22 protein-coding genes and 5 pseudogenes are annotated in these 26,378 nt (G+C 52.2%); 7 read left to right on the top strand and 20 right to left on the bottom strand.

Annotation, left to right across the window (positions count from 1 at the left end; all coding sequences use genetic code 11):
- Positions 1-2: 2 nt before the first annotated feature.
- The 4 genes and pseudogenes from GLP43_RS16145 to GLP43_RS16130 all read left to right on the top strand — a co-directional run bounded on the left by GLP43_RS16145 (position 3) and on the right by GLP43_RS16130 (position 4,890).
- Positions 3-1,160, top strand: coding sequence for a glycosyltransferase (locus tag GLP43_RS16145; RefSeq protein ID WP_237280151.1), 1,158 nt, complete (start codon positions 3-5; stop codon positions 1,158-1,160).
- Positions 1,153-2,127, top strand: a complete 975-nt coding sequence (locus tag GLP43_RS16140) for a glycosyltransferase family 2 protein (protein WP_237280150.1) — start codon at positions 1,153-1,155, stop codon at positions 2,125-2,127. Before GLP43_RS16145 ends, GLP43_RS16140 begins: the two co-directional genes overlap by 8 nt.
- Positions 2,128-2,131: 4 nt before the next feature.
- Entirely contained in the window at positions 2,132-3,244 is a 1,113-nt protein-coding gene (locus GLP43_RS16135) for a glycosyltransferase (RefSeq protein WP_237280149.1), read from the top strand.
- A 449-nt stretch (positions 3,245-3,693) separates the two neighbouring features.
- Positions 3,694-4,890: pseudogene (locus tag GLP43_RS16130) on the top strand (IS3 family transposase).
- A gap of 42 nt (positions 4,891-4,932) precedes the next feature.
- On the opposite strand, the gene tviB reads toward GLP43_RS16130, so the two are convergent.
- From tviB to GLP43_RS16095, 7 genes and pseudogenes are all read right to left on the bottom strand, one after another.
- Positions 4,933-6,204 (bottom strand): Vi polysaccharide biosynthesis UDP-N-acetylglucosamine C-6 dehydrogenase TviB, encoded by a 1,272-nt coding sequence (gene tviB / locus GLP43_RS16125; protein WP_237280148.1) that lies wholly within the window; start codon positions 6,202-6,204, stop codon positions 4,933-4,935.
- Positions 6,205-6,225: 21 nt separating this feature from the next.
- Complete coding sequence (locus GLP43_RS16120; RefSeq protein WP_237280147.1) at positions 6,226-7,236, bottom strand: GDP-mannose 4,6-dehydratase; 1,011 nt, start codon at positions 7,234-7,236, stop codon at positions 6,226-6,228.
- Between the two features lie 61 nt (positions 7,237-7,297).
- Positions 7,298-8,188 carry a glucose-1-phosphate thymidylyltransferase RfbA gene (gene rfbA, locus GLP43_RS16115; RefSeq protein ID WP_237280146.1) on the bottom strand — a complete coding sequence of 297 codons (891 nt, stop codon included), beginning with the start codon at positions 8,186-8,188 and terminating at the stop codon, positions 7,298-7,300.
- Positions 8,189-8,193: 5 nt separating this feature from the next.
- Positions 8,194-9,060, bottom strand: coding sequence for a dTDP-4-dehydrorhamnose reductase (gene rfbD, locus GLP43_RS16110; protein ID WP_237280145.1), 867 nt, complete (start codon positions 9,058-9,060; stop codon positions 8,194-8,196).
- The gene (rfbB, locus tag GLP43_RS16105; protein WP_237280144.1) at positions 9,057-10,094 is read right to left on the bottom strand and encodes a dTDP-glucose 4,6-dehydratase; all 1,038 of its coding nucleotides are present in this window, start codon (positions 10,092-10,094) and stop codon (positions 9,057-9,059) included. The genes rfbD and rfbB overlap by 4 nt, the downstream gene beginning before the upstream one ends.
- The gene (gene rfbC, locus GLP43_RS16100; protein WP_237280143.1) at positions 10,095-10,667 is read right to left on the bottom strand and encodes a dTDP-4-dehydrorhamnose 3,5-epimerase; all 573 of its coding nucleotides are present in this window, start codon (positions 10,665-10,667) and stop codon (positions 10,095-10,097) included. It lies immediately after the preceding gene.
- Positions 10,668-11,066: 399 nt separating this feature from the next.
- Positions 11,067-11,294 (bottom strand): annotated as a pseudogene (locus tag GLP43_RS16095) (IS3 family transposase); the annotation flags it as partial.
- A gap of 46 nt (positions 11,295-11,340) precedes the next feature.
- Here GLP43_RS16095 and GLP43_RS16390 point away from each other — a divergent pair.
- From GLP43_RS16390 to GLP43_RS16085, 3 pseudogenes are all read left to right on the top strand, one after another.
- Positions 11,341-11,722, top strand: a pseudogene (locus GLP43_RS16390) (helix-turn-helix domain-containing protein); the annotation flags it as partial.
- Positions 11,715-11,927: pseudogene (locus tag GLP43_RS16090) on the top strand (transposase); the annotation flags it as partial. The pseudogenes GLP43_RS16390 and GLP43_RS16090, both read left to right, overlap by 8 nt.
- A pseudogene (locus tag GLP43_RS16085) lies at positions 11,926-12,225 on the top strand (IS3 family transposase); the annotation flags it as partial. The pseudogenes GLP43_RS16090 and GLP43_RS16085, both read left to right, overlap by 2 nt.
- A 194-nt stretch (positions 12,226-12,419) precedes the next feature.
- Here GLP43_RS16085 and GLP43_RS16080 read toward each other — a convergent pair.
- The 13 genes from GLP43_RS16080 to GLP43_RS16025 form a co-directional block, all read right to left on the bottom strand.
- Positions 12,420-13,727 (bottom strand): O-antigen polymerase, encoded by a 1,308-nt coding sequence (locus tag GLP43_RS16080; protein ID WP_237280142.1) that lies wholly within the window; start codon positions 13,725-13,727, stop codon positions 12,420-12,422.
- A 355-nt stretch (positions 13,728-14,082) separates the two neighbouring features.
- On the bottom strand, positions 14,083-15,681 hold the full coding sequence (locus GLP43_RS16075) for a hypothetical protein (RefSeq protein ID WP_237280141.1): 1,599 nt from the start codon (positions 15,679-15,681) through the stop codon (positions 14,083-14,085).
- Between the two features lie 6 nt (positions 15,682-15,687).
- On the bottom strand, positions 15,688-16,647 hold the full coding sequence (locus GLP43_RS16070; RefSeq protein ID WP_237280140.1) for a GNAT family N-acetyltransferase: 960 nt from the start codon (positions 16,645-16,647) through the stop codon (positions 15,688-15,690).
- 3 nt (positions 16,648-16,650) lie between these two features.
- On the bottom strand, positions 16,651-17,601 hold the full coding sequence (locus GLP43_RS16065) for a sulfotransferase family protein (RefSeq protein ID WP_237280139.1): 951 nt from the start codon (positions 17,599-17,601) through the stop codon (positions 16,651-16,653).
- A 243-nt stretch (positions 17,602-17,844) separates the two neighbouring features.
- On the bottom strand, positions 17,845-18,735 hold the full coding sequence (locus GLP43_RS16060; RefSeq protein ID WP_237280138.1) for a hypothetical protein: 891 nt from the start codon (positions 18,733-18,735) through the stop codon (positions 17,845-17,847).
- Positions 18,732-19,649 carry a sulfotransferase family protein gene (locus GLP43_RS16055; RefSeq protein ID WP_237280137.1) on the bottom strand — a complete coding sequence of 306 codons (918 nt, stop codon included), beginning with the start codon at positions 19,647-19,649 and terminating at the stop codon, positions 18,732-18,734. Before GLP43_RS16055 ends, GLP43_RS16060 begins: the two co-directional genes overlap by 4 nt.
- Positions 19,646-20,806: a glycosyltransferase family 4 protein gene (locus tag GLP43_RS16050; RefSeq protein ID WP_237280136.1), complete on the bottom strand. Its 1,161-nt coding sequence runs from the start codon at positions 20,804-20,806 to the stop codon at positions 19,646-19,648. Before GLP43_RS16050 ends, GLP43_RS16055 begins: the two co-directional genes overlap by 4 nt.
- Positions 20,803-21,990, bottom strand: a complete 1,188-nt coding sequence (locus GLP43_RS16045) for a glycosyltransferase family 4 protein (RefSeq protein ID WP_237280135.1) — start codon at positions 21,988-21,990, stop codon at positions 20,803-20,805. The genes GLP43_RS16050 and GLP43_RS16045 overlap by 4 nt, the downstream gene beginning before the upstream one ends.
- A gap of 3 nt (positions 21,991-21,993) precedes the next feature.
- The gene (locus tag GLP43_RS16040; protein ID WP_336885977.1) at positions 21,994-23,124 is read right to left on the bottom strand and encodes a DegT/DnrJ/EryC1/StrS family aminotransferase; all 1,131 of its coding nucleotides are present in this window, start codon (positions 23,122-23,124) and stop codon (positions 21,994-21,996) included.
- 10 nt (positions 23,125-23,134) lie between these two features.
- Complete coding sequence (locus GLP43_RS16385) at positions 23,135-24,025, bottom strand: sulfotransferase family protein (RefSeq protein ID WP_443069487.1); 891 nt, start codon at positions 24,023-24,025, stop codon at positions 23,135-23,137.
- Complete coding sequence (locus GLP43_RS16035; RefSeq protein WP_237280134.1) at positions 24,025-24,612, bottom strand: sugar transferase; 588 nt, start codon at positions 24,610-24,612, stop codon at positions 24,025-24,027. The genes GLP43_RS16385 and GLP43_RS16035 overlap by 1 nt, the downstream gene beginning before the upstream one ends.
- A gap of 12 nt (positions 24,613-24,624) precedes the next feature.
- Positions 24,625-25,767 (bottom strand): non-hydrolyzing UDP-N-acetylglucosamine 2-epimerase, encoded by a 1,143-nt coding sequence (gene wecB / locus GLP43_RS16030; RefSeq protein WP_237280133.1) that lies wholly within the window; start codon positions 25,765-25,767, stop codon positions 24,625-24,627.
- On the bottom strand, positions 25,767-26,378 hold a 612-nt coding region (locus tag GLP43_RS16025; RefSeq protein ID WP_443069486.1), incomplete at its 5' end, for a polysaccharide biosynthesis C-terminal domain-containing protein. The genes GLP43_RS16025 and wecB, both read right to left, overlap by 1 nt.

Genomic DNA, 26,378 nt, shown 5'->3' with positions numbered 1-26,378 from the left:
TCATGCGTGATTTTCCTGACGTTCCCTTGCGGCCCTTCGGCTATTTCGTGCATCACCAGGGGCGGGGCCATGCGGAACGCTGCGGCGCCGTTGTTAACGCGCTGCCCGAGGCGCGGCCGGTGCGGATTTTCTGTGCGCGCGACGATATTTTCCCGACTTTGCGTGACAACGTGACGGTGCAAAAGCTGCCCTCTCTGTTTGAAGCGCGGGGGGATGAGCCGCATGGCGCCGCTTTGCTTGATACACCCGACACGACCCATTGCGCGCCGGTTGGTTGGTCCGGCATCCGCGATGCGATGGCCGCCATGGCGCAGTTCTTTGCCGCCGAGGCGCCGGAGCTGATGATCGTCGATGTCTCGGCCGAGGTGGCGCAGCTGGCGCGGCTCTGCTCGGTACCGCATGTCAAAGTCCTCCAGCATGGCGTCCGTAGCGATGCGGGGCATTGTGCCGCTTATGACGGTGCCGCGGGGTTGCTCGCCCCGTTCCACGCGGATTTGGCGCAGGAGAGCTGGAGCGCTTGGGCGGAGAAAATTCACTACGCTCCGGGGCTGGGGGTGAATGTATCACTGCCCGAGCCCGAAGATGCCCGCGGGACGCTGAAGCTCGGCAAACGCCCGATGGCGCTGCTGGTGTGTGGTGGTGGTGGCAATGGCATTTCCGAGGCCGCCTTGGGCGTCGCCGCGCGCAGCTATCCGCAGATGGACTGGATCACCATCGGCGAGGTGCAGCGCGATTGGCATGCGACCTTGCCGCCGAACCTGATCCACAAAGGCTGGGTCGACAACGCGCCCGATTATATCGCGGCGGCGGATCTGGTGATCTCGTCCACGGGCAATACGACCTGCGCCCAAGTGCTCACCGCTGCGAAGCCGTGGATTGTCGTGCCAGAGTGGCGCTATTTCGACGAGCAAGCCGAGAAAGCCCGCGCTTTGGGCCAAGCCGGCGCCGCGTTGCATTTGCCGCATATGGCAAGCTCTGCCCATGCCTGGCGGTCCGCGATTGAGCAGGCGCAGAACCAGCATAATCCCGCACGCCAACGCGCATTGGCAGGGGGCAGTGACGCGGCGACCCGCACCGCGCAATGGCTCGGCAATCTGGCGGACCGACTTTGGGACCGTCCCGAAATCTCAAAATCTTTAAAGGAGGTTCACCATGCGTGACGTATCCGTTCTGACCATCGCCCGCGGCCGCGAGGCGCATTTGCACAATGTTATCCGTGGCTTGGCCGCGCAAACCGTGCCCCCACGCGAGCTGGTGATCGCCGCCATGCAGGATGAGCTATACGAGGGGCTGCCCGACGCGCCCTTTCCCATCCATCAAATCCAGGTCACCCGCTCCGATGGGGAGCTTCCCCTCGCCGCCGCGCGCAATGCGGTGGCGGGGAAGGCAAGCGGCACCGTTCTGGCCTTTGTCGATGTGGATTGCATTCCGCACCCCGCGCTTGTCGCCGATGTGGCAGAGGCATGCCACGATGGCCGCGGGCTGGTGATGGGGGAGGTCGCCTATCTGCCCAAGGGTGCGACGGAGGGGGGCCTCGATTTCGACCACTTTGACAAGATCGGTGTCAAACACTCCGACCGGCAGGGGCCACCGGCGGAAGGCCTGCGTTATTGCGAGGATTACCGCTGTTTCTGGTCCCTCAACTTCGCCATGCATCGCGCCGATTGGGCGCGCAGCGGCGGGTTTGACGAAGGCTATTTCGGCTATGGCGGCGAGGATACAGACTTTGGCCGTGTGCTCGATGCGCGTGGGATCGACATCTGGTGGATGAAGGGGGCCAAGGTCTATCACCAATATCACGACCACTGCATGCCGCCGATCCACCATGTTGAAGCCGTGGTCCGCAACGCCGAATATTTCGCCACCCGCTGGGGGCATCGGACGATGGGGCACTGGTTGCACGCCTTTCACCTGATGGGGCTGATCGACAATAGCGACGATGCGCTGACCATCCTGCGCGCACCAAGTGGTGCGGACTTCGAAATGTGCCGCCAGACCGGCGATATGCCCTATGCCAACAGCCGCCGGGTGATGGACAAGCTGCTGCGCGATCTGGACACCGAGGAAGAGCGCCGCGCCGCCGCCCAAGCGGGCGAGGATCGTATCTCTGCCATCGCGGCGGAGTAAGCTCATGAAGATCGCCGTCATCGGACATGTGCGTTTCCCCATCGCGCGCCCCTTCATGGGCGGGATGGAGGCCCATTGCTGGCACCTCTGCCGTGGCCTGCGCGCGCGGGGGCATGATGTGACTCTGTTTGCGGCCGGTGACAGCGACTGGGGCGGTAAGGTCGAGCCTGTCGTGGACGTTCACTATGATCGGGAATTTCCTTGGCACAAATGGCACGGCACGCCGGAGCTGACGGGGCATTTGGATGCCGCGTTCGCGCGGATCCTGCCGCGCCTTGCCGAGGGCGGTTTCGACGTGGTGCACAACAATTCCTTGCACCGCTTCCCCCCGCGCTTCGCCGCGCGGCACCGGATCCCGATGGTGACCTCCCTACATGTGCCGCCGTTCGAGGTCCTGAAACGCGCCGTCGCCGATGGTGGGGCGCCGTGGTCACTGTTTACGACGTGCTCACAGAAGCAATTGGGAGCATGGTTTGATGGGGGAGATGCTCCCTTTGCCCGCGTTGTACCGAATGGCATTGATCTTGCGGACTGGCCGTTCCGTCCAGAGGGCGATAGCACCGCCGTGTGGATGGGCCGCATCACGCCCACCAAGGGGACGCATCTGGCCGCTCAGGCGGCTAAGATTGCTGGTATCCCGCTTCGGATTTACGGCACGATTGAGGATCAGAGTTATTTCAACACCGAAATTGGACCGCTGTTAGGTGAGCGCGTGCAATACGGCGGTCACCTGCAAGGCGCTGACCTGACCGATGCCATCGCCCGCGCCTCTGTCCTGCTGTTCACCCCGCTTTGGGACGAACCCTTCGGGCTGGCAGCGATTGAGGCGATGGCTTGTGGTCTGCCGATTGCTGCGGTGGAGAATGGCTCGATCCGAGAGGTTGCGGGGGATGTTGCGCGTTATGCTGGGGCGGATGCTGGGGAGCTGGCCGAGGCTTTGAGAGAAGCGGTAGGCATTTCCCGGAGCGCTGCCCGAGAGCGGGTGGACCGGTTGTTTACGGTGGAGCGGATGTTGGGGGCGTATGAGGTGCTATATGGTCGCGCGATTGACGCTGTAGGGCATATGTCCGATGTACCTAGCTTCGAGGCATTTAAATTGCCACCAGCTTTGATCTAAAGTCTCGTGTGAACGATTTTAAGTAGATGACGGCACCAGCGCGAACTATAAACCGAACATGGGAAAGCGCTTTCTATATAGAATACAACTTACCGGTTCGGTGCATACTAACATCTAGCCGTCATGTAGCTCCACAATAGTCTTGTAGAGCAATGGTTTAATACATAACCATGTGCGTGAAATCTACCAACCGCTCAGTCTGAAAGCCTACGGATATTTGTCGGTATCGCTCTTCGCGCTAGTGGTGCAAGAATACCCGTAGGGGTTTCCAGCGTCGTCGAGCTTGGTCGGGTTGGTATATCCGTTTGGTGCGATGATTACCCCCCCCAATGCAAAGCTGCTATATAAACCGGCTGAAACGTCATTCTTTGAGCTACCCCCTGAAATTCGGACACAGACGTAAGCTGCGATTTGTAGTCTGCTGATCTTCACCACGAAGGAGATCAGATATGTCTAAACGGAAGCAACATCACCCAGAGTTCAAATCCAAGGTGGCGTTGGATGCGCTGACGGGCGAAGAAACAGTCAGCGAGCTGGCCAGTCGGTTTGGGGTGCATCCAACAATGATCCATCAATGGAAGCGTGCTCTACTTGAAGGCGCGTCAGGCGTATTTGAGCGCGGTGGCCGGAAGGCACCGGAAGTCGATGAAGAACAAGTGAAAGACCTGCATGCCAAGATTGGGGAGTTGGCCGTCGCCAACGATTTTTTGGCCAGAAAGCTCAAACCCTGGACCGGCAAGTGAGGCGCAAGATGATTGAGCCTGCCAACGCCAACCTGTCCATCAGCAAGCAATGCAAGCTGTTGTCGATCTCGCGATCATCGTTTTACTACGAGCCCAAGGGCGAAAGTGAAATGAATCTCGATCGGATGCGCGTGATCGAAAAGCAGTTCCTTGAGACCCCGTTTTGCGGGGTGCGCCAGCCTCTCGGGACATTGCCGGCGGCAATACCCTGACGGCCAGTGGATGACATGGCACCTGCGGAATGACGACCATCTCGTGAACAAGAAGCGGATCAGACGGCTAATGCGGCTGATGGGCCTCATGCCGATCTATCAAAAGCCCAACATAAGCAAAGCCGCGAAGGGGCACAAGATCTACCCCTATCTTCTGCGCGGTCTGCGTGTGGATCGGCCCAATCAGGTCTGGTGCTCGGATATCACCTGTCTGCCCATGCGGCGCGGCTTCTTGTATCTGGTCGCGATCATGGACTGGCACACACGTAAGGTACTGGCATGGCGGATATCAAACACGCTGGAAGCAGGGTTTTGCGTCGATGCGCTGAACGAAGCCATCCACAAGTTCGGCCCGCCAGAGATTATGAACACCGACCAGGGCAGTCAGTTCACGTCATTCGCCTGGACGGACCGGTTGCGCCGATCCGGCGTGCGTATCTCAATGGATGGCAAGGGACGGTTCCTCGACAACATCTTCGTAGAACGGCTCTGGCGATCTCTGAAGTACGAGTGTGTCTACCTGCATGCCTGGGAGACCGGGTCGGAAGCGAAAGCAGGTGTCGGCAAGTGGATCAAGTTCTATAATCGCAAGCGCCCACATTCCGCCCTTGGCGGTCAACCACCCGCTGTGATCTATTGGCAGCGAAATGAAACAACCCAAACCGAACAGCAGGTGCAAAGAGTAGCTTAAATTACGCCAGATCCTGTCCAGCAAATGGGGAGTAGCTCAAACTCACAATCTGAAAGCGTTCGCATCTCGAGGTAGCAAGCACTTAACATCGAAAACCACGGCTTGAGGCTTGCCGTACTCTTTGACGGAATTTTTTTGCCCAAACACCTCGTGGGCTACTGCTAAAACGATGCAATCATAGCCCCGTGCCTCAGGCATTTCAGTCATCTCCACACCATACTCCCGCATAGCCTCCGTCGGATCGACCCACGGATCATACACATCCACTTCAATCCCATAGCTCTCAAGCTCATGGATAATATCAACCACGCGTGTATTTCGTAGGTCCGGGCAATTCTCCTTGAACGTCAGTCCCATAACCAATGCGCGCGAACCTTTTACTGGAATGTCGCGCGCGATCATTTCGCGGACGGTGCGACCTACAATATAGCAGCCCATGCCGTCGTTGATGCGGCGCCCAGCGAGGACGACTTCTGGGTGGTAACCGACGGATTGAGCTTTTTGCGTCAGATAGTAGGGGTCTACACCTATGCAATGACCGCCAACGAGGCCGGGGCGGAAGGGGAGGAAATTCCATTTGGTACCGGCAGCATCGAGAACATCTTGGGTGTCTATATCGAGCTTGTTGAAGATCAGGGCGAGCTCGTTCACCAACGCGATGTTCACGTCTCTTTGAGTATTCTCGATTACCTTCGCTGCCTCCGCCACCTTGATCGACGGCGCTTTGTGCGTGCCAGCAGTGATGATCGACGCATAGAGCGCATCAACCTTATCGGCAATTTCGGGGGTGGAACCGGAGGTAACTTTGACAATATTGGGCAGACGGTGGGTTTTGTCCGCGGGGTTAATCCGCTCGGGTGAATAGCCGGCGAAGAAATCCTGGTTGAAAGTCAGACCGGAGGTTTTCTCCAGCACGGGCACACAATCTTCCTCGGTCGCACCGGGGTAGACCGTGGATTCATAAATTACGATGTCGCCGCGTTTCAAAACCTTTCCGATCGTCTCGGATGCTTTGAGTAGGGGGGTGAGATCTGGGCGCTTGTGCTCATCAATTGGGGTAGGGACGGTGACGATGAAGGTGGTACATTCCGCAAGATTATCCAGCTGGTCGGTAAACGAGAGATGCGCGGCCGCGGCCATTTCCGCTGCATCCACCTCGAGCGTATTATCCTTGCCGGCCCGCAGTTCGGCGATGCGGGCGGTGTTGATGTCAAAGCCGACGACTTTGCGCTTCTTGCCAAATTCGACCGCCAAGGGCAGGCCAACATACCCCAAGCCGATCACGGCAATGGGGGCGTCATTTAAGGTCGGCATCGCAAACTCCTCGTCCAAAAACTACTTGGCGTAATAGTCGCGGAACCAAGCTACAAATTCCCGAATACCATCCTTGATATCGGTCTGTGGTTTGTAACCCGTGAGGGTCTTTAGCAGTTCCGCATTCGCCCAAGTCGCGGGCACATCGCCCATCTGCATAGGCATGTAGTTACGGATTGCCTTTTGACCAAGCTCTTCCTCGATCGCTTCTACGAAATCGAGCAGGCGCACTTTGTCAGAATTGCCGATGTTCACGATACGGTAGGGAGCCACGGGGGACAGGCTGTCGCCCTCGGGCACTTCGCGGTTATCGGGGCGGACAGGGGGCGTGTCAATCAACAGGCGAATGCCGCGCACCAGATCGGTGACATAGGTAAAGTCGCGGTACATGTCGCCATGGTTGTAGATATCGATGGGGCGCCCATCGAGGATCGCGTCGACGAATTTGAACAGCGCCAGGTCCGGGCGCCCGTAGGGACCGTAGACGGTAAAGAAGCGGAACATCGTTGTCGGCAGGTCCCACAGGTGCGCATAGGAATGCGCCATAGCCTCATTCGCTTTCTTCGTCGCCGCATAAAAGGTGAGGGCGGTGTCGGCCTTATCCGTTTCTGCAAACGGCATGTCTTCATTGGCCCCGTAGACCGAAGAAGTTGAGGCCATTAGCAGATGTTCGACCTTCAACCGCCGCGCGGCCTCCATCACGTTGAATGTACCGACAAGGTTGCTGTCGAGATACGCCCGCGGGTTCTCCAGCGAGTAACGAACACCTGCTTGACCCGCGAGGTGGACGATAACGTCAGGTGCAAAATCATCGGTGACCTGCGTGATCAGCGCGTCATCTTCAAGCATCCCCTCGGTCATTGAGAAATGAGGGTTTTGAAGCAGCATCTGGTGCCGGCGCTGCTTCAGCTTGACGTCATAGTAATCGGTCATGCCGTCAAAGCCGTGGACGCGGAACCCCTCGTCGAGCAAGAGTTGGGCAAGGTGGAAACCGATGAAGCCGGCAGTGCCGGTGATGAAGACTTTTCTCACAGGAAGGTCCACTTCGATAAAAAGAATTTGTTTCGCGCGCGAAACATTTTGGGGTTTATGGTTATCTCAACGAACGATTTAGGTTACTCAGATAGACACCGTACTCATTTTTTTCAAATAGTTTGGCTTGCTCTTCCAAGGTAACGGCATCGATCCAACCCTGATCGAATGCAATTTCCTCAGGACTACCTGTCTGCAACCCTTGCCGCGTCTCTAGCGTCCGCACAAAATTCCCCGCATCCAGCAAGCTCCCATGTGTCCCAGTATCCAGCCAAGCATACCCACGCCCCATGCGCTGAACGTTCAGCGATCCATCATGCAAATAGGTCTCAAGCAGCGTCGTGATCTCCAACTCTCCCCGTGCCGATGGATTGACCGTCTTAGCGCGCTCACTCGCAGTGTTGTCCAAAAAATACAGCCCAGTTACCGCGTAATTTGACGGAGGCACTTCCGGTTTCTCAATGATCTGACGCGCTTGGCCGTTCTCGTCGAAATCCACCACGCCGTAGCGTTCTGGATCGGAGACGCGGTAGCCGAAGACAGTGCCTCCGGTGGTCTGGGCGTCGGCTTGGGTGAGGATCTCAGGTAAACCATGACCGAAGAAAATATTATCACCAAGCACCATCGCGGAAGGTGCTCCGTCTAGGAACTCTTCCGCCAAGATGTAGGCCTGAGCCAGTCCATCGGGGCTGGGCTGCGTGACATAGCTCAGCGAAATGCCCCATTGGCTGCCGTCGCCAAGTGCGCGTTTGAACTGGTCTGCGTCCTGAGGCGTAGTGATGATCAGAATTTCTCGGATACCGCCCAGCATTAGCACGCTTAACGGATAGTAAATCATTGGCTTGTCATAAATAGGCAGCAGCTGTTTCGACACGGCGATCGTGATCGGATAAAGCCGCGTGCCGGAGCCGCCGGCGAGGATAATACCTTTGCGTTTGGGCGTTTGGGTCATGGGAATTAGTCCTTGGGAAAATCAAGTTTGAGCAAAATATGGGTGAGGCTCTCGCGCCAATCGGGGCGGGAAATGCCAAAGGCGGCCTCGGTCGCTGTGCAATCCAGCCGGGAATTCAGCGGGCGTTTTGCGGGGGTAGGGTAGTCTGACGACGGGATGTCGGTCACAACGCAGGGGATACTGGCGGCGTCGAAAATAGTGCGGGCGAAATCCGCCCAACTCGTGTCGGGCGCGCCCGAGAAATGGTAAATGCCGGATTTTTTAGGCTCTGTAACGAGGGTTTTGGCGATTGTTATACAGGCCCGTGCGATCTCAGCAGCGCCGGTAGGGCCGCCGATCTGATCGGCAACGATGGTTAGTGCCTCGCGCTCGGCTCCGAGGCGCAGCATGGTTTTAACAAAATTATTGCCATGGGCCGACACGACCCAAGAGGTGCGCAACACGGCGTAGCGCCCGCCCGCCTTGGCAATTTCGATCTCTCCGTCACGCTTGGTGCGGCCATAGACGCTTTGCGGATCGGTCGGGTCGGCGGGCACCCAAGGCGTGTCGCCCGTGCCTGAAAACACATAATCGGTCGAGATAGAGACGAAAGGAATATCGCGCGCGGCGCAGGCGCGGGCCATGGCGGCGGGGGCATCGGCGTTGATGATCTGCGCCGTTTCCGCATCGCTTTCGGCCTTATCCACGGCGGTATAGGCGGCGGCGTTGATAACGGCGTCAGGGGCATGGGCATTGATCGCTGCGGCGCAGGCGGTGGGGGCGGTTAAGTCCGCATCGGCCCGGGCGAGGGCTGTGATCTGGACGTCATCGCCGTCCAGCGCGCGCAGTTCCGTAGCGACCTGACCGCTGTGACCGAAGACGAGGATCTTCATGCCTTGCCCAATCGCTCGCCAACGCCCTGCCGGTTCTGCAGCGCGCGCCACCAACCCTTATTCTCAAGGTACCAATCCACGGTGCGGGCCAGCCCTTCTTCCACCGTGACCGAGGGGCGCCAGCCAAGCTCTGTCCGGATGCGTGTCGGATCAATAGCATAACGTTGATCATGGCCCGGGCGGTCGGCGACGAAGGTGATCAAGTCGGCGTGGGGCGGGCCTTCGGGGTGTCGATCATCAAGCAGGGCGCAGATCATTTTGACCAGTTCAAGATTGCTCACCTCATTCTCGCCGCCGATGTTATAGCTGCGGCCCAATGTTCCCTTGGTCAGCACGGTCAGCAACGCATCGGCGTGGTCTTCGACAAACAGCCAGTCACGTACATTCGCACCATCGCCATAGACCGGAATTGGCTCGCCAGCGAGCGCTTTGAGGATGACGACGGGCACCAGTTTTTCGGGGAAGTGGTAGGGCCCGTAATTATTGCTGCAATTTGTAAGCACTATTGGCAGGCCATAGGTTTCACCCCACGCGCGCACCAGATGGTCGCTGGCGGCTTTCGAGGCTGAGTAGGGGCTGCGCGGGTCATAAGGCGTATATTCGGTAAACTGCCCCGTGGGGCCAAGGGAGCCATAGACCTCATCAGTCGAGATATGGTGAAAGCGGAAGCCATCGGGCTTGCCCGCATCTTGCCAATAAGCGCGAGCGGCCTCCAGCAGCGTATAAGTGCCGGTGACATTGGTCTGAATAAACGCCCCCGGCCCGTCGATGGAACGATCCACATGACTCTCGGCCGCGAGATGCATCACAGCGTCGGGCTTATGTGCTTCGAAAATCCTATCCAACGCCTCCCGATCACAAATATCCGCCTGCTCGAACGCATATAGAGGGCTGTCCGCCACGCTCGCCACATTCTTAAGGCACGCCGCATAGGTCAGCGCATCAAGGTTTACCACACTATGCCCTTGGGCAATCGCCAACCGCACCACTGCCGAGCCGATGAAACCTGCACCGCCTGTCACCAATAGCTTCATCTATACACCCTCAAACGTGAACGGACTGTTAAGATCGGCCAAGGCGGGCGCATTTGCGTCCTTATCCGACAAAACCGGCGTCATATCTCCCAAACCCCAATCAATTCCGACCTGAGGATCATCCCAAGCGACGGCCCCCTCGGTCTCCTGCGCATAATAATCCGAACATTTGTAGATAATTTCGGTCTCTGGCGCGCGTGTCACAAACCCATGCGCGAAGCCCGCCGGAACCAGCAACTGTTTACCGTTCTCGAAGCTCAGCTCGGCCCCGAACCACTGCCCATAGGTCGGCGACCCTATTCGAATGTCGACCGCCACGTCGAAAAGCGCGCCGCGCCCACAGCGTACTAGCTTATCTTGTGCATGGGGCGGAGCCTGAAAATGCAGCCCGCGAATGGTGCCTAGGGTCATTGATAGAGAGTGATTGTCTTGAACGAATTGCGTGTTGATACCGCGTTCAGCCAGGGCACGGGCGCTATAGCTTTCGGAGAAAAATCCACGGTGATCGCCAAAGCGCGGGGTGGTGATAATTAGGACGCCGGGCAGCGTGGTTTGTTCTATAGTAACAGGCAAAATCAAAACGCCTTATAATTAGGATTATGGCAAGTAATTAATAGTGTCCGGGGTTACCCCCGGCTATCTTCAAGACATCGTATGCACGAACCGTAGACTACGCTTATATTGAAAAGATATCGCAAGGCTGTATTCTCTGATGTACTCACATAAAGCTGGCCACACTGAAATACCGGTGTGAAGATAGTAGCGCCGCCGCCCTCCAAGAGTTTGCCGCCGGTAAAGTGCTTTGGTTCAACTGGGTGACATAGGAACGGAACCTTAAGCTGCGCCACTAAGCTGGACGTGTTGAACCGCCCCGGCTTCACCGGAGACCGTTTAGTTCTTCTCAAGCGACTTTATCTAGTATGTTTATGTATGCATAGAATGCCTCTCGGCTTCGGTTGGTGTGATGTATCAGATTGGTTCGAGCAAACGGCAGTTGTTGAACCAGTCGACCCATGTAAGGGTTTCCCATTCATCGGCATCGGCTGACTTCCATGGTCCCAATCTGTAGATCACTTCTGCTATGAATAGGTCAATCATCGTCTCGGTAAGCGCGTTATCATACGAACAGCCGACAGTGCCAACGCTGGGCTCCAATCCGGCATCCGCTAACCGTGCGGTGTATTTGATCGGCAGGTATTGGGCGGATTCAACCGGTCGTCGCAACACCCCGTTGATGGAGGTGTAGATGACAAAAACAGGCAGACGAAAATCCGAACGTTCGACCCGGGACAAATTAAACTCACCAGGAAGGCCGCCAGTCTGGCAACGTGAGAATCTATGCCGGTCTGCCGGGCGGTTGCAGAGAGGCTATCCAGCAGGATGCCGCCGTTAAAGCAGGTGTTTCTGCACCCGTCGGAACGCGATGGTTTCGGAGTTCTGGTGGCATGCCTCCCACACATCTTGCGCCATCGGCGCCCTTACTGCAGAACCGTAGCCTTTCCTTCGCAGAACGTGAAGAAATAGCTTTGGAGTGTGCGAGGGAGACAAGTGTCCGTGCCATCGCCCGGAAGCTTAAGAGATCGCGCAGCACGATCTCCCGAGAAATCAGGCGCAACTCGGCAACGCGGCAGCAATGAAAACGCTAATGGTCTGCTCTGCCAATACTTTCCCAAGGGCACGGACCTGAGCAAACACAGTGCTGAAGAACTGAGCGCCGTAGCCCATGCCCTGAACACGCGGCCTCGGAAAACGCTGGGTCGGCAGACTCCGACAGAAGCTCTCGACCGGCTGCTCAAACAAGATATGATTAACGGTGTCGCGACGACCGGTTGAATCCGCCCAGTACACCAGCAGGGACTGGGCGGCGTTTCTGCGGGCCCACAATATCGAACACTCGATGAGCAGGCGCGGGAATTGCCATGACAATGCGGTCGCTGAGAGCTTCTTCAACCTGCTCAAACGGGAACGCGTCCGGCGTCGAACATATAAGACCCGCGAGCAGGCCAGACAGGACATCTTCGACTACATCGAAATGTTCTATAACCCGAAACGCAAACATGTCAGAAACGGCATGCTGTCGCCTGTCGACTTCGAAAACAGACAGTCCAATATGAACCAAGAAGGTGTCTAGGAAACCAGGGGCTATTCAGGCACAGGCTGGCGGAATTTTTACTCCTCTACAACTGCGATGCGCAACCGCTTCTGTAGCCCATTATTGATCCGCGTTTTACACCCGACCGCATTGGAACCGCTCTCTTCCCCGAGCTATTAGAGAGCGACGCCAATTCAGCTACGGTGACGGCCTTTTTCGAGCTATATTGAATTTTATTCGCTGTGAGCGGTGGGCTTGTGAGATTTGGTTAAAGTTAAAATCAAAAAAAACGGAACAAACAATCTCAAGAAAAATATAGCAGCGCCAGAAAAATCAGCACCCAAAATCCGAAAGATAAAGCTAATTAAGAATATTGAGTAAAATACTCTCCAAGCTAGACTAGTATCGGTAAAGCGCTTATGCGTATTGTACAATACTCTGCAAATTACGCCGTAAAAAAACATACCAATGATAATACCAGGCCAAGAGAAATTAAGAAAAAGCTCCGCTATCAAACCTGGAGGCACGCCCGATCTGTTTTCGCGACTGTATACTACCTTCGCGACCCATGGACCAATTGTAACGCTTGGCTTGTCTGCCCAAAAAATGCGCGGTATAGGGGCAAAAATGAACGAAATTAAACTTTCTCCATGCAAGTACAAGTTTCTTTCCGAGACTTCGGAAATTATAAAAGATGTTTTGTCGATAGCGATGTGGTAAGGTCGCTCCATAATATGTTCAATGGTTTGAGAAAGTACGGCAACGTATTCAATGTCAACTGCTTGAACCTGTTCTTCTGATTGTGTCACACCGCGCACTACGCCCAACGTTCCAACAATAGTAATGACAAATGCCAAGAACTTGAGGTAGGGAAATTTAAAGTTCCTTAAAGAATACGTGACGCAAAGAACACCAAAAATGTATAGAATTATTGTCCCGCGATTTGTTGTAACAATATTGGTAAAGATAGGGATTAAAATTAACATATATTCGTATGGCTTTAACCGTGAAAGTTTTTTCACTTGTGCCAAACGAAACAAAAAAATTACATATAAAACGTCTGCACCCATAGCGAGAAAAGTCAGCGAAGATCTCTGGTTGCCGTCAGTGATAAAGTATCTCGAAACAAAAGGACGCAATGGATTATCGAGAACGCCCATATAACGAAAGTAGAAAAGAAGTCCCAGCAGCGCAACGGCAATCAACACGTAATAAGCCAAATTGCCTTTTATAGAAAACTCCGGTCTATAAAGCTTAATATAGCCTTTTCCAACATAGAGGTACCCTGCGCAGTAAGAAACTATCGCGAAGGTCATCGCAATGAAACCATACCCCAAAATCGTTTCATCTACCGGGGCTTCGTATTCCGAAAAATCGACAACGTAGAACATATAAATTGTTCTAAGAAAAACATAGACAAATACGAAAATGCAAAAGATCATAGGTGGTGAAAATACTTCACGACCATTAGTTGCGTAAGCAACAAAAAAGAGCATGGCTACGAAAAGTATTCCAAAGGCTATGAAAACTATTCCAAACACGCTATTTTTCGTCCTGCTTCTGGCCAATTGCGAGGTGCTGCCATAGATTTCCTCGCTCAGGCTCCATTGCCACTAGGCTGGCGTACTCAAGTCTCACAGTCACTTTATCGTTTCGCTTTCTAGGAGTATGCTGCTTATGGTAGGGATGTGTTGAGCGCATAGGTAAGTCGCTCAGAGCGGAAAAGCCGGTCTTGTAGCAATTCGGGCGTCCAGGCGGAATGCTAAATATACTGAAAAATTTCTGTGACTTCAACTAAATCGTTGGTTCACTTATACCTATTGAAATTTCGTATAACAATATTGTCTACGCTTGACTTTACGAGCCAGTGCCTAATTTACCCCGTTCTTGACGCCCCTATGTTTGATCACGTGGGCCTACAACATTCCTGCGCCCTCCCATCCGTATTGTAAAGCAAAGGGTCACAGCGAACCCAATACCCACCACCACGACAACTCCCAAAACGACCCATACCGAGGGAATATCTTTGAACTGAGACTTCAAGCCCTGTGCGACTAGGAAGGTTGCAACAGCGATCATTAAGGGCACGAAGAGGGGTTCAATTAGTAGCTTCAAAGGGTACCCAAGCGACCGAGCGCTAACGATGGGGATCAAAATTCCGTGTGTCATCAGCTGAAAGCTGACAAAGACCCACCCAATTGCCAGAAACGAGAAAGTATCGGGTGAGAAGGTTCCCCAGACAGTAAGAACAGTGGCATTTCCTATGGCACCGGGCATTAACCAGGGTGAGAAGTGCTTTGCGTTACCGCGTCCAGTCATGGCACTCATCCAACTAAGATTTAAGCTCCGAAATCCGATCCCGATTACCATTAGTGTTGCGAGTAAAGCGATATCTTCCACTGTAGAGGAGGCTACATTTTCGCGGATTAAGTCGCCCACCCATAGGTTCACAATCGCTTCACGAAGTAGGATTAGTAGTACAGCCAGTTGAAATACAATTCCGCCTTGGAGGCACGTCGAAAGTGATAACAGCTTGAATTCGATCTCATCGCTTGAAGTTGGGTCACCGTGGGAGCGTTTTCGTTGGCCATCAAGATTTGCAATAATTGCATCTAATCCACTTATAAGACCATTCGTCGCTTGACGCACGTAGCCCATTAGACGAATTGCGATTCCCAGGGCAACCGTTCCTGCTGGGCCGACAAAAGCCGCGACGATCAGGATATCGACGCGAACATACAGGTTCGAAGATAGTATTTGTAGGCTGCTCCACCCGATCCGTTGCAGCAAAACCGTTAACGCACTCATTTTTAGGCGACTTAATTGCGTTTTAACTGCAGAACTCGGCTGAAATGCGCACACGCCAGCCGCGACGTAAACGGCGATCGAGCATAATGCTACGCCAGCTCCAATCTGAATCAAGTGATCGGACTCAAGACTATTTGAGCTTGATAACACCCACAAGGGGACAGCTACACCGATCAGCTCAGCAACGCGCTCTAGAAAAAGAAACAGATTGAAGGTCGGTTGCCGACCACTGACCAAAAGAACCACCATTGCTGGCGTGAGGGCTACGGCGAAAACCATCATCGCAATTCTAGTGAACAAGAAAAGCCAGACCGCACGCTCATTCGATAGCGTAGCATCTGTTCCCAGAAGCAGCCAGCCTAGACACAGCATTATTGCCGCACCTAGGACGGATCCAGCCAGCGAAATTGCAAACGTCGCGGAAAGGTCTTCACTGAACTTACGACTATCTAATACTTCGCCTTCGCAAAGACTAGCACCGAGTATAGGTACACTGCCAAGCCGTATGAGCTCCGTTAGCATGACTGAAACGCCCATCCCAACCGTGATCAATGTATAGACACTAAAAAGCCATTCACCGCCTTGCAATAATAACCTTGTTACAACGAGTCCGATGATCATGCTTGCGAGTAAACGGCAATAATTAGAAAGTATTCTCATCCGCTCAGCGCGAAAAATTGAGTTCATCGGAAATCAAAGCCTCTTTGTAAAATACCGTCGAAAATAGAAAGCCAGGCCGATTAGTACATTTTGGAAACGATAGATACGGTAGTAGGGCTGCAAATTTCCTCCAAATCCTCGAAAATATCGCTCTATATTTTCTACCATTGATCCCTCGAAGTCGAAAGAGTTTGTAACCGTCGATGAGAACTTGATTGCCTCCCAGATGCAGAGTGTTGCTGCACCACTATTGCGAAACTCCGGGTCTCCACCACCGATCAGGTAATACGCGCAATGCTTGTCCCAAACAATGAACGACACAGCATGTATATTTGCTTCACTGTCCACAGCCGCAAACATTTTTCCTGAGCCATGTGTGAACACAGCTTCAGCTAGCTTGATAAACCGTGCTTCAGAATAGGGCGGAGACATGCCTTGACGAGAGTATGTCTTGTGAACTATTTTGTAAAATTCTGAGGCTGAGATATCATTTACAACCTTTAGAGCGTCTTTGGACCGTCGCACATCTCGCCTTACATCAACGCTCATATCACCCCATATGGAATCTAGATCGCTCAAATCTTTAATAACATAGGAATACTTGGTTGTCTGTTCAAATCCACGAAAGTAAAATGGAAGCCAATTATCATAATTGTGATGAAACCCCTGAAAAAAGATGTGGTGATATGGCAGGGAATCTATCAATGAGAATACAACCTCTTTCTCCTTTCCAATTCTCTTAGTATATTTAGCTTTTGAAGGTGTGAACCACACACCTAGTGTTTGAGTAAACCGTGGTTGCCCAATTTGTTTAAGGCCAAATTTCTTTTTCATTATGTACGGAAGTGCAGCAGTGATTTTCCCATCTCGGATGTATGTCGCGACGCTCCAGCCATCTTCCCCACAAACGGCATCTAACCACCAAGCTTGATGAAACAGCGGAACTGAAGGTTCTACTTCACACAAATTCCGATACTGTTGCTTCGTTTCCATGACTTAGTTACCCTCTCGCAATATAACTTCTTTATAAGCAGTTTCTAACGCTTCCCAATCTGTTTCTGACACATTTAATCTGTTGGTAATTTTTAGATCATCTACATCGAAATCTAAGCCGAACTCTAAATTCAAAAAATCTTGAATTTCATAAAGTCTAGCGGGAAGCTCTTCGTAACGTATTTCCAGCTTATTTGTTTCTGGAATTTCCCTTATATCCTCTGAAATTTGTTTCTCTACAGACCAAATCTGCTGTGCCAACTTCCTATGAATTGAATAACTATTATATTTTCTATAAAGTTTCGGCTTTACGCTCCACCAGGCACTATCCTGAATGTTCAAGTTACGGCGAGCAAGAAGTAAAGACTGCGCTGTGTATCGTGGATCCCTTCTAAGGAATATGAACTTCGCATTCGGAAATACGTGAAATAGCACGCGAATGCGCTGACCACATGCTAGATTCTTGAAAATAATGTCTTTGCCGTGGTGACTCATCATGGACGACACTGTTTTTTTCATATTGTCAATCTTTACTGGATCTATATCACTAACTTCTACAAAGTCTCGATCTTTCGGAAACCACCGAAACCAAAAAGCCTGCGACTCACTTGGGGCGTGAAATGATGATGTATTCCCATACTTTGAGCTAAATGAATTATGCTGCTTATTTCGAAAAAGTACCTGAGAAAGCCATATACCGAAAGGCATCGTTCTATGAAATAGCGATGCAAGATTATCAATATACAAAAGCTCATTATTATTTGTTAGCACTTGATACAATATTGTTGAGCCAGTACGGGGAGCCCCAACTATAAAGATTGGCCTATGAGTGGTTTCAACTTTTGAAAATTTTCTTCGGTAGAGCGGTAGCAATATTATCAATACTGGGTGGATAATGCCCAAGATGAGTTTGATATAGGTCTTTAGTGTTAAAGCTCTTTGCATAAGTCGCATTACTCATTCTATTTTATTTTCGCCGCGAAGTTTAATTGCAATTCAGGAATTTTTTGGCGTGAATGCTTTAATGGCGGATATAACGATTGCATTGCCCTCAGTTTGAACACTAAGATTATGAAATTGATGAAACATGGGCGAAAAAACTCCTCGGCCGTAATGACCTCCGGCAGGGAGTTTCTTACCAAAACCTGCCAGTCCTTGCTTCTGGTTTATATCAGAATAGTGATTTAAATCACATTCTCAAAACCCACCAACGTCGATCACGCTTTGCTCTCGTAAGTTCGCAATGTGCGTTAGCATCGCGAATATGTCGCCTTCCAAACCTTTGGTCTGCACCAGATCAAAAGGATGTACCCAGAAGTGAATGTCGCCTCCTCGCACTGCTTCTTCAAGAGCAAGCTTTCTACGACGCTGTATCAATTTACGCTTTAGTACTGAAGCGGAAACGCCCCAATTCAGAAGTTCGCTGGCGTGGTGGCATACAATGCCAGTCTCATCCACTCGCTCGGTGACTACGGCCACCGGCCGGGCCATTAGCGCAAGCCCACGTTTTAAAGCTCCGATACGTGCTGTGGGGTTCTTACTGTTTGCAGGTGGCATGCGGACATGGGTTATTCCAAGATCTTTCAGAATGCCGATGTGTCCAACGTGATTGCGAGGAAAAACTAGACGACTTGCATCCAGTCCTAGCCGTGTGTTGACAGCGATGGCTCGCGTCAAATCTTCCGTGACAACATTGATATCTTGTTCTGGGTCCGAGAACAGCAAATGAGAATAGGTATGCGTCGCGAAGGTCTGTTTTGTCTTCAAGTTGGTGACCATGTCCAAAAGATCGCGTCCATCAACTGTAAAGTCTTCCGCCTCGGCTAAAAATGTCTTCATGTCGCGATCAAATGCGCCACGCAAATGGGAAAGATCCCGTGCGTGTGGATCCTCAATCATTCCACCTACAACTGCCCAAGTGAAGGAGAGCTCTAGCTCCTCCAGCCGTTGGGTAAAACGACGCAGCGCCGGCCGCAAATTTCGATATACACCAGAAGCCTCCGCTCGGCGCCATCCCCCGCCCTGTGCAACCCCCCATCCGCATTCGAAATCAAGTGATAGGCGTACATTGCCCTTCTTTGGGTTCATGACGATGTTTCCTTCAGGTAAGAAAGTTCTGTCATCATTGGCCCGATCTCGGACCACAAGCGGTCCTTCTCGGATGCTTCAAGTCGGCTCAAGCTTTCGGCATTCTGATTTTGTATCCTGAACGTTCGTCCGCCAATTTCCAGCTGTCCGTCATTCCGAATCATAACTACGTCTGGGTCTACACCAATAAAGGTAAAGATGGATTGGATAGTTTTAAGCGGTTCGGCGGCAAAGTTTTCATAGCGGACTTCATGATAATTCTGGACCACTGCACGGTCGCGGAGAAGGGTTTTATTAGCGAAGTTCCACTGGCGGCCCACTTCCTCAATTGGGTAAACATCACTATCTATCGCCGAACGGGCTGCATCATTCGGTCGCGCCCGACGCCGAATACCTTCACAAACACAGTACCCATTACGAATCACGCCAATGAACCGTGCGTTAGGAAATCCAGCATCCAACGTAGGCATCCACGCCCCATGGATAATTGACTTCTCAATAAATACCGGTGCGCCGCGCCGCCACCAAAGTGACCAGTCTCGCTTTGCTCTGCGCGCCAAAGAATGCGGATCGCGATTTGTAAGGTCAGCAGCCTTTGCATTCCGATACCACATTCTCACCCATCCTCCCGCCTCAAGATCGGGAAATGCCTCTGTCATCTCAACCCCTTCGCGGGGAAGCGACGCTACATCGGGATGAGCGCCGATCATCTCACGCAGAATAGTTGTACCGGAATTGTAGCATCCTGCCATAAACACCCATGTTTTCGGATCACGAGCTGGCAATATTGGGCCAAAAAAACGCCATAACTTATAGCGAATCCAGATACGGACTGCTGTCTGCCGAATTGCATTGCGGAAAAGCGCTCCGCGATTCCGCTCTGAAAATGCCAATAGTCGTTTCCAAATCTTCATGGGCGGCGCTTTCCTTCCACTGTTTCGCTAGTAGGCCATATTGCATTTTCGAAAGCGGCAACAAAGGAATTTGCACATTTGTCAGCTTCAAAAGTCGAGGCCCATTTGCGCCCGACTGCTTCCTGGCGCGCGAACACTTCGGGGGTGGTGAGTAGTCCTGCTGCGGACACGGCAGCGTCGACATCACCTGCCGGCACGACCAATGCAGCTGAGCCAACACTCTCACGGATTGACGTGCCGTCAGCGGCAATAACGGGGCAACCGACTGACATAGCTTCGATTGCTACCATGAAAAAGCTTTCGAGTTCGGAAAAAACAATCAGTGCTCTAGCTTGAGCAAGCAACTCATAGAGTTGGTCGCGTGCAAGATAGCCTTTGAAAGATACTTGATCCGAGGCGTCGATAAATTTACGGTCTTCAGCCGAAAGTCCGGCTCGGATAGCGCCAACATCACCGACTATTACTAACTTTGCATTGGGCTCTTTAGCAAGAATCCTCCGAAAAAAAGTGAGAGTAAGGTCATTTCTCTTGTGCGGTGCGCCACTGGTCACGGTCACAAACGGTCCTGACAATCGATAATTGGTACATACTGAGAGATGGTCTTGTTCTTCAGCACCGATGTACGCGACGGTTGGATTGCGAATTGTAATGCCACTACGTGCTGCCAACGTCCGAACATAATCAGATTCGAAGATGTTGGCTGTTGACCGTCGCAGTGCAGAACGGGCAGCTAGGCGCTGCGTTATTGCCCGCAAGTAGCCTACTGCTTTGCGACGCGCATCGAACTCAAGAAATGGTATAATATTGATGTGATAGGTAACCTGCGGCAAAGTTACCTTCGCATGGTAGTTAAAACCAAGCACTGCATCGGCACCAATATACTTTGCCCGAGCCGTCAAACGGAACAGACGATACAGCATAGCACGTAGTCCTCCCCGAGCGCTTGGTTGAACGATGATTTCAACTCCACTGCCTGCTGAATTGGCTCCCGGCAAGTCACGCGCTGTAAGAACAGTTACCCGATAGCCCTTAGATGCAAAGGCAAAGGCAAGCCGCCACATAACAACAACCCCCCCGCCACGCGCAAGGTTAAGGGCATCAATCATTAGATGACGCTGCCGCGAATGTCGGGGGTGATCAATCTGCCCATTGTTCATTGTTCCATCCCCTGCATAAGCAAGCGCCACCGCGCAAGAATCTGCGCGCTTCCCGCGATGGTTTGGTGCCACTCAACTACTGAATTCGACGCTACCCTTCTGCTCAGCAGTTCCTCAAGGGCGTATGCGACGGCCTCAGGCGTGTTTTCAACTGGAACCGATCCAATCCCGTTTTCACAAAGAGCTTTCGCTAGTTCACTTTCTGGCTCTACAAGAGCCAACATGGGAACGCCTAGCCCTGCATATGATAAAACTTTCGAAGGATAAGCCGCGCGATAGATACCGGGCGACAGTGAGACTAGTCCAATATCCGCTTGGCTGATAATATCGCGCGCTTCAGCGAAGGGTAGAAACGGAACAAAGCATACCTGTGGATGGTCCCCCCAGCGAGACTTAAGCTCGCCCAGTGCCATACCGTCACCTAGAAACATCAGTTCTAGTTCGGGGTGGGCCTCAAAGCAACGCGCCACCCCTTCTGCTAGGAGGGGGAGGTTCTGGTAGCGTCCATGGTTACCGGCAAAAACCACCCGAATCTTGTCCGGTGATTTGACTAATTCGGAAGGTGGTGTGATGGGTTTGTCGTCAGAACTTATAGCGGGATTATTGATCAGTGTGATCGGCAGTGGTCCCAACCCGCGCGCGCGCAATGTATCGGCCATATCTTCGGACAAAGTAATAATCGTATCGGCGCGTCTAAGTGTTTGGTTATCAAGCCACAGTAAAGCTTTCATTGGCAGGCCTCGTCCCAGACCGCCCCCGCTGATAATCGATATTTCAGGATGGATGTCCTGAATATGATACACAAATTTTGCACCTACCAGTCTCGCTGCTAGGCAAGCGCTCCAAGCGGCAATTACCGGCGGAAATGTTGATGCGGTCACGACGCCTGGACGCAAGAGCAATATTCTTGAGAACAATGCAAAGCAATAAAGTACCACGTTCGCTAGGCGACGCAGCGAATTTCTTTTTTCATCCCTGAACACCCAAATCCGACGCACTTCAAGCGCACCAAGTCGTTCGTGTTTTCGGGCGGATGATCGTGTATCTGACCGGTAGGATGGCAATGAAGACAAAACGTGGACTTCGTGCCCGGCTTCGGCCAGTGCGTCACCAATTGTACGCAGAATCACCGCGTATGGTGCGGTGTCCGGCCAGAAAAAACGATGTGTTAGGAGCACTTTCATTGTTTAAGCTTTATCGACCAGCGCTTGAATGCGGTCGATTACCTCGCTTTGTTGCGCTTCGCTCATATCACTGCCTGAAGGTAGACACAGCCCAGTCTCGAAAAGCCGTTCATCAACCCCAGAACCAATATATTGCGCTCCGGCAAATAGAGGTTGCATGTGCATGGGCTTCCAAAGCGGGCGAGATTCGATTCCGTGTTCCATTAACATCTCTCGAATATCCTCTCTACTCACGCCCGCGTTGTTAGGATCAACTGAAATCGCGGTTAGCCAATGGGTTGAGTGATATCCAGCAGGTTCAGGCATGAAACTAAAGCCGGGCAGATCTAAATCAGTACGGTAGCGAGCGTGGATAGACCGGCGAGCGGCCACGCGGTCATCTAAAACTTCCATCTGGCCGATACCAATCGCTGCACAGACATTCGAAAGACGGTAGTTATAACCGAACGTAGAATGCTCGTAATGTGGGGCAGAATCGCGCGCTTGGCTTGCAAGAAAGCGCGCTTCATTTGCGATTGCCTCAGATCGGGTGATGAGCATTCCGCCACCCGAAGTGGTGATAATTTTATTCCCGTTGAACGATAGGATGGATACATCGCCTCCGGTACCACATTTGCGCCCTTCCTTATATGACGCACCCAAGCTTTCTGCACTATCCACTACCAGTTTGACACCATATTGAGCGGAAAGTTTTTCGAGCGGTTCGATATCAACGCTTTGACCGTAGAGATCTGTTGGTACGATCACTTTAGGTAGGTTCCCCAACCTAGCAGCTTTTTCCAGTTCATTTCCAAGAGCGGCCACGTCAATAGTCCAGCTCAGTGGATCAAGATCAAAGAAGACAGGAGTCGCGCCCATGTAGAGTACTGGAAAAATCCCTCCAGCAAAGGTCATCGAAGATATCCAAACCTCATCACCAGGTTCAACACCAACTAGGCGCAAAGCTAAATGTAGCGCTGCGGACCCTGAAGATAGCCCAACGCAATAGACCCCCCCGCCAAGATAATCGGCTACCGAAGCCTCGAAGGCATCCAGCTGCGGGCCCAAAGGGGCAATAAAGTTGCTTTCGAACGCCTGAGCTACATAGGTCTCTTCGCGACCGGACATGTGAGGGCGAGATAGCCAGATACGCACTAGTTTATTCCTATTCCTGATAGCCGTGAGCACGCATTGAGGGGGCGAGCAAGGACTTAATTTTTTCGGGCAAAGTTTCGGAAGCGGCCAAGCCTTTGCCGACAGAGGACGCTGTGATTGAGGATGTCGCTTCTATGAGTTGCGTTTGCCTAGCGGCTACCCCGAGCCATTTTGTTATGTCAGCCAAGCTGTCCGCGGGATTATTAGTGAAGTCCTCGTAGCGCATTTGATACACTCGGGAATCCATGATTTGCGCAAATGCCGCATCGCTAGAGGTAACGCAAGCAGCCCATTGCCGAGCGACTATCTCGTCTAAAGGGGCTCCCGAAAGGCTACCCAACTCTGAAAAGCGCGGCCCCCAAGAGTCGAAATGCTCTTGACGACCAAACCTAATGGCCAGTCGGTTTCTTAGCGCGGAAACGGCATAGCGTGGCAGGTCAGAAAGTGGTGCATATCGGGCCTTTGCCGCATAGTAAGATAGGCTCGGTACCTCCAACTCGCCGCGCCAACGCTTACGCGCGGAAACAATGATGTCAAACCCATTCCGTACAATATGTATATATAGTGCCTCGGGTAGGACCGCATCGACAAACGGCACACGCAACGTATTTGCGCATGTTTTCTCCACAACGAATCTAGGGCAACCTTGTTTCTGCCAAATCCTATAAAATGAAGAACGGATTGCTTGTCGTACAACGGGTGTCGCCCGTTCGGGCGGTATTTCATCAGTGGGTAAGTCGAGATTGCCGTGCCGCCAAATCGGATTGATTTCGTCGCACGGCCAAGTTTCGAAATCCTGCAGTCGCGTTAATGCGTCACGAAGGGCGTTGGTCCCTGATCTCCCTGCCCCTATAATTATCAGCGGAGTAAAAGGGAGCGGGGCATATTCTTCATCTGACATTAAGAAATTGTCCTCAAAATAATACGTATATCCTCAACGAAACTCCAGTTTCGCATATATTCGAGATTTATCCGAACTTTGTCTGGCCAAATTACATATGTATTGTGCTGCTCCGGATTTTTAACGTTGGCGAGCATTTGCTCCTCGTCGCGATATTTAAGGCTAGCAGGGCCAGTAATACCGGGGCGCAACTGCAAAAGTTTCCGATCTTCTCCTTCTAGGCAGTCTAAAAACCCACGCACATCTGGTCTAGGTCCAACGACTGACATATCCCCAATCAGCACATTCCAAAGTTGAGGTAATTCATCTATTTTATAGCGCCTAAGCTTTGCCCCAAGAGGAGTAATTCTGTCGTCACTTGCAGTTGTAATAGTAGTTCCGTCCATTGCCCGCATCGTGCGAATTTTTATCACTTTGAATAGCTTTCCGTCACGACCGACACGTTCCTGTCGGAAGAACCCAGTTGCACCAGTATCACGCGCTGCAAGTCTCCACGCTACAACGATTACTGGCCACAAAATGGCCAGTCCTAGTGCTGCCGCAACGATATCGAAACAGCGCTTAATCGTAACATCTACGCGTGTCATTTAGTTGGCCATCTACGTTCTGATCCCATCCCACGAATTAGAAAGGCGCGCTGTTCCGATGATTAGATTTACTACGCGCTCTGAGGTGTTTCTTATGCAATAGTCGGACGGCACTGGGTGGGACAGGTTGTCATTCTCACGTGCCGTGAAGCTACTCGTAATGGCAGCGATGCCGTCCAAGATGGAATCAGCGTTCAGCCCTGTCATGATTAGGCAGCCAACATCCAAACCTTCAGGGCGTTCAATTGCGTCACGCGGTGTAATTGCCGGAAACCCAAGCATCGAGCTTTCCTCAGCGATCGTCCCACTGTCAGAAATCGCACAGAAAGCACGCATCTGCAGTTTATTGTAATCGTGGAAGCCGAAAGGCTTCATCCACTGTACACGCTTATCCAACGTGACATCCGTAAGCGCATCCAAGCGTTTGCGTGTGCGCGGGTGAGTAGAGACGATGACTGGCATATCGTACTGCTGAGCAATTCGGTTGAGAGCACTAACCAATTGTAAAAGGCGAGCCGCACTATCAACATTCTCTTCGCGATGCAGCGAGACGATGAAGTATCCACGATCGTTCAAGCCAATCCGTTTCAGTATATCCGATGCCTGAATATCTTCAAGGTAATGATCAAGAACTTCGCGCATCGGTGACCCGGTTAAATATATACGCCGGTGATGAACTCCCTCAGAAAGCAAGTGCCGACGTGCGTGCTCTGTATAAACCAAGTTGAAGTCTGAAATATGATCAACCAGCTTACGGTTAGTTTCTTCAGGAACGTTCCGATCAAAAGATCGGTTGCCAGCCTCCATGTGATAAACCGGAACCTTCATGCGCCGCGCCATTATTGCGGAAATCGCCGAATTGGTATCTCCAAGAACAACAACCGCGTCAGGCTTTTCTATGGCAATAACTTTCTCACTTTCGATTAAAATCTTTCCTAGTGTCTCACCTAAAGTACCGCCTCCCGTACCAAGAAAGTGGTCCGGTTTGCGTACGCCAAGATCTTCAAAAAAAACTTCATTTAGCTCGTAGTCCCAATTTTGACCCGTGTGGACAACGACATGGTCAGTGTAGGTGTCAAGACGTGCCATTACACGCGAAAGACGAATAATCTCGGGCCTGGTGCCGAGAATAGTCATAACTTTGAGACGTTTCATTATAGAACCTTGTCAGCAAAAGTGTCGGGGTTAGTTGGATCGAAAAGGTCATGTGTCCAGAAAAGCGTTAATAGCTCAGTGTCGCCAACATTCTCAATCGAATGGGTGTGAAGCGTCGGCATGTCCACCGGCGCTGGATTATTGCCTGAAACATGATATTCCCAAACCACGTCGCTCAAAACTTTGCGGATACGAATAATCGCTTCGCCTTGAACTACGAGAAAGCGTTCGACTTTATTTAAATGGAAGTGATCACCCCGAGTTACTGTGGGCAAAGTCGTTGACAAAAAAGTTTGTCCGCCACCCCCGCCTTTTACAGCTTCGAACAACGTCCCGCGCGCATCCGTATTTAGCTTTAGCGGCCGTGGGAACCCTTTCGGATACAACGCTGCACGATAAGTATTAAATAGCGCATTTGTGAAAGGGTCGCGAAGGTCGGGGTAGATGTTGGCATGATAGTCGCGGTGAAAACGCTGGAGCAGCTCGAATAGGTTAACTACCGCAATGTCATGCGCTGGCGGACGTAGAACACCGGCATTGCCGCTCACTACCGCCTCAATCGCTGCGTGCGCTGCGGCCCCAGCATGCAAAAGTGATACGCGCCCGTCAGG

The sequence above is a fragment of the Sulfitobacter sp. M39 genome (genome assembly GCF_021735935.1).
Taxonomy (GTDB): Bacteria; Pseudomonadota; Alphaproteobacteria; order Rhodobacterales; family Rhodobacteraceae; genus Sulfitobacter.
This window is presented reverse-complemented; position numbering and strand designations above follow the sequence as displayed.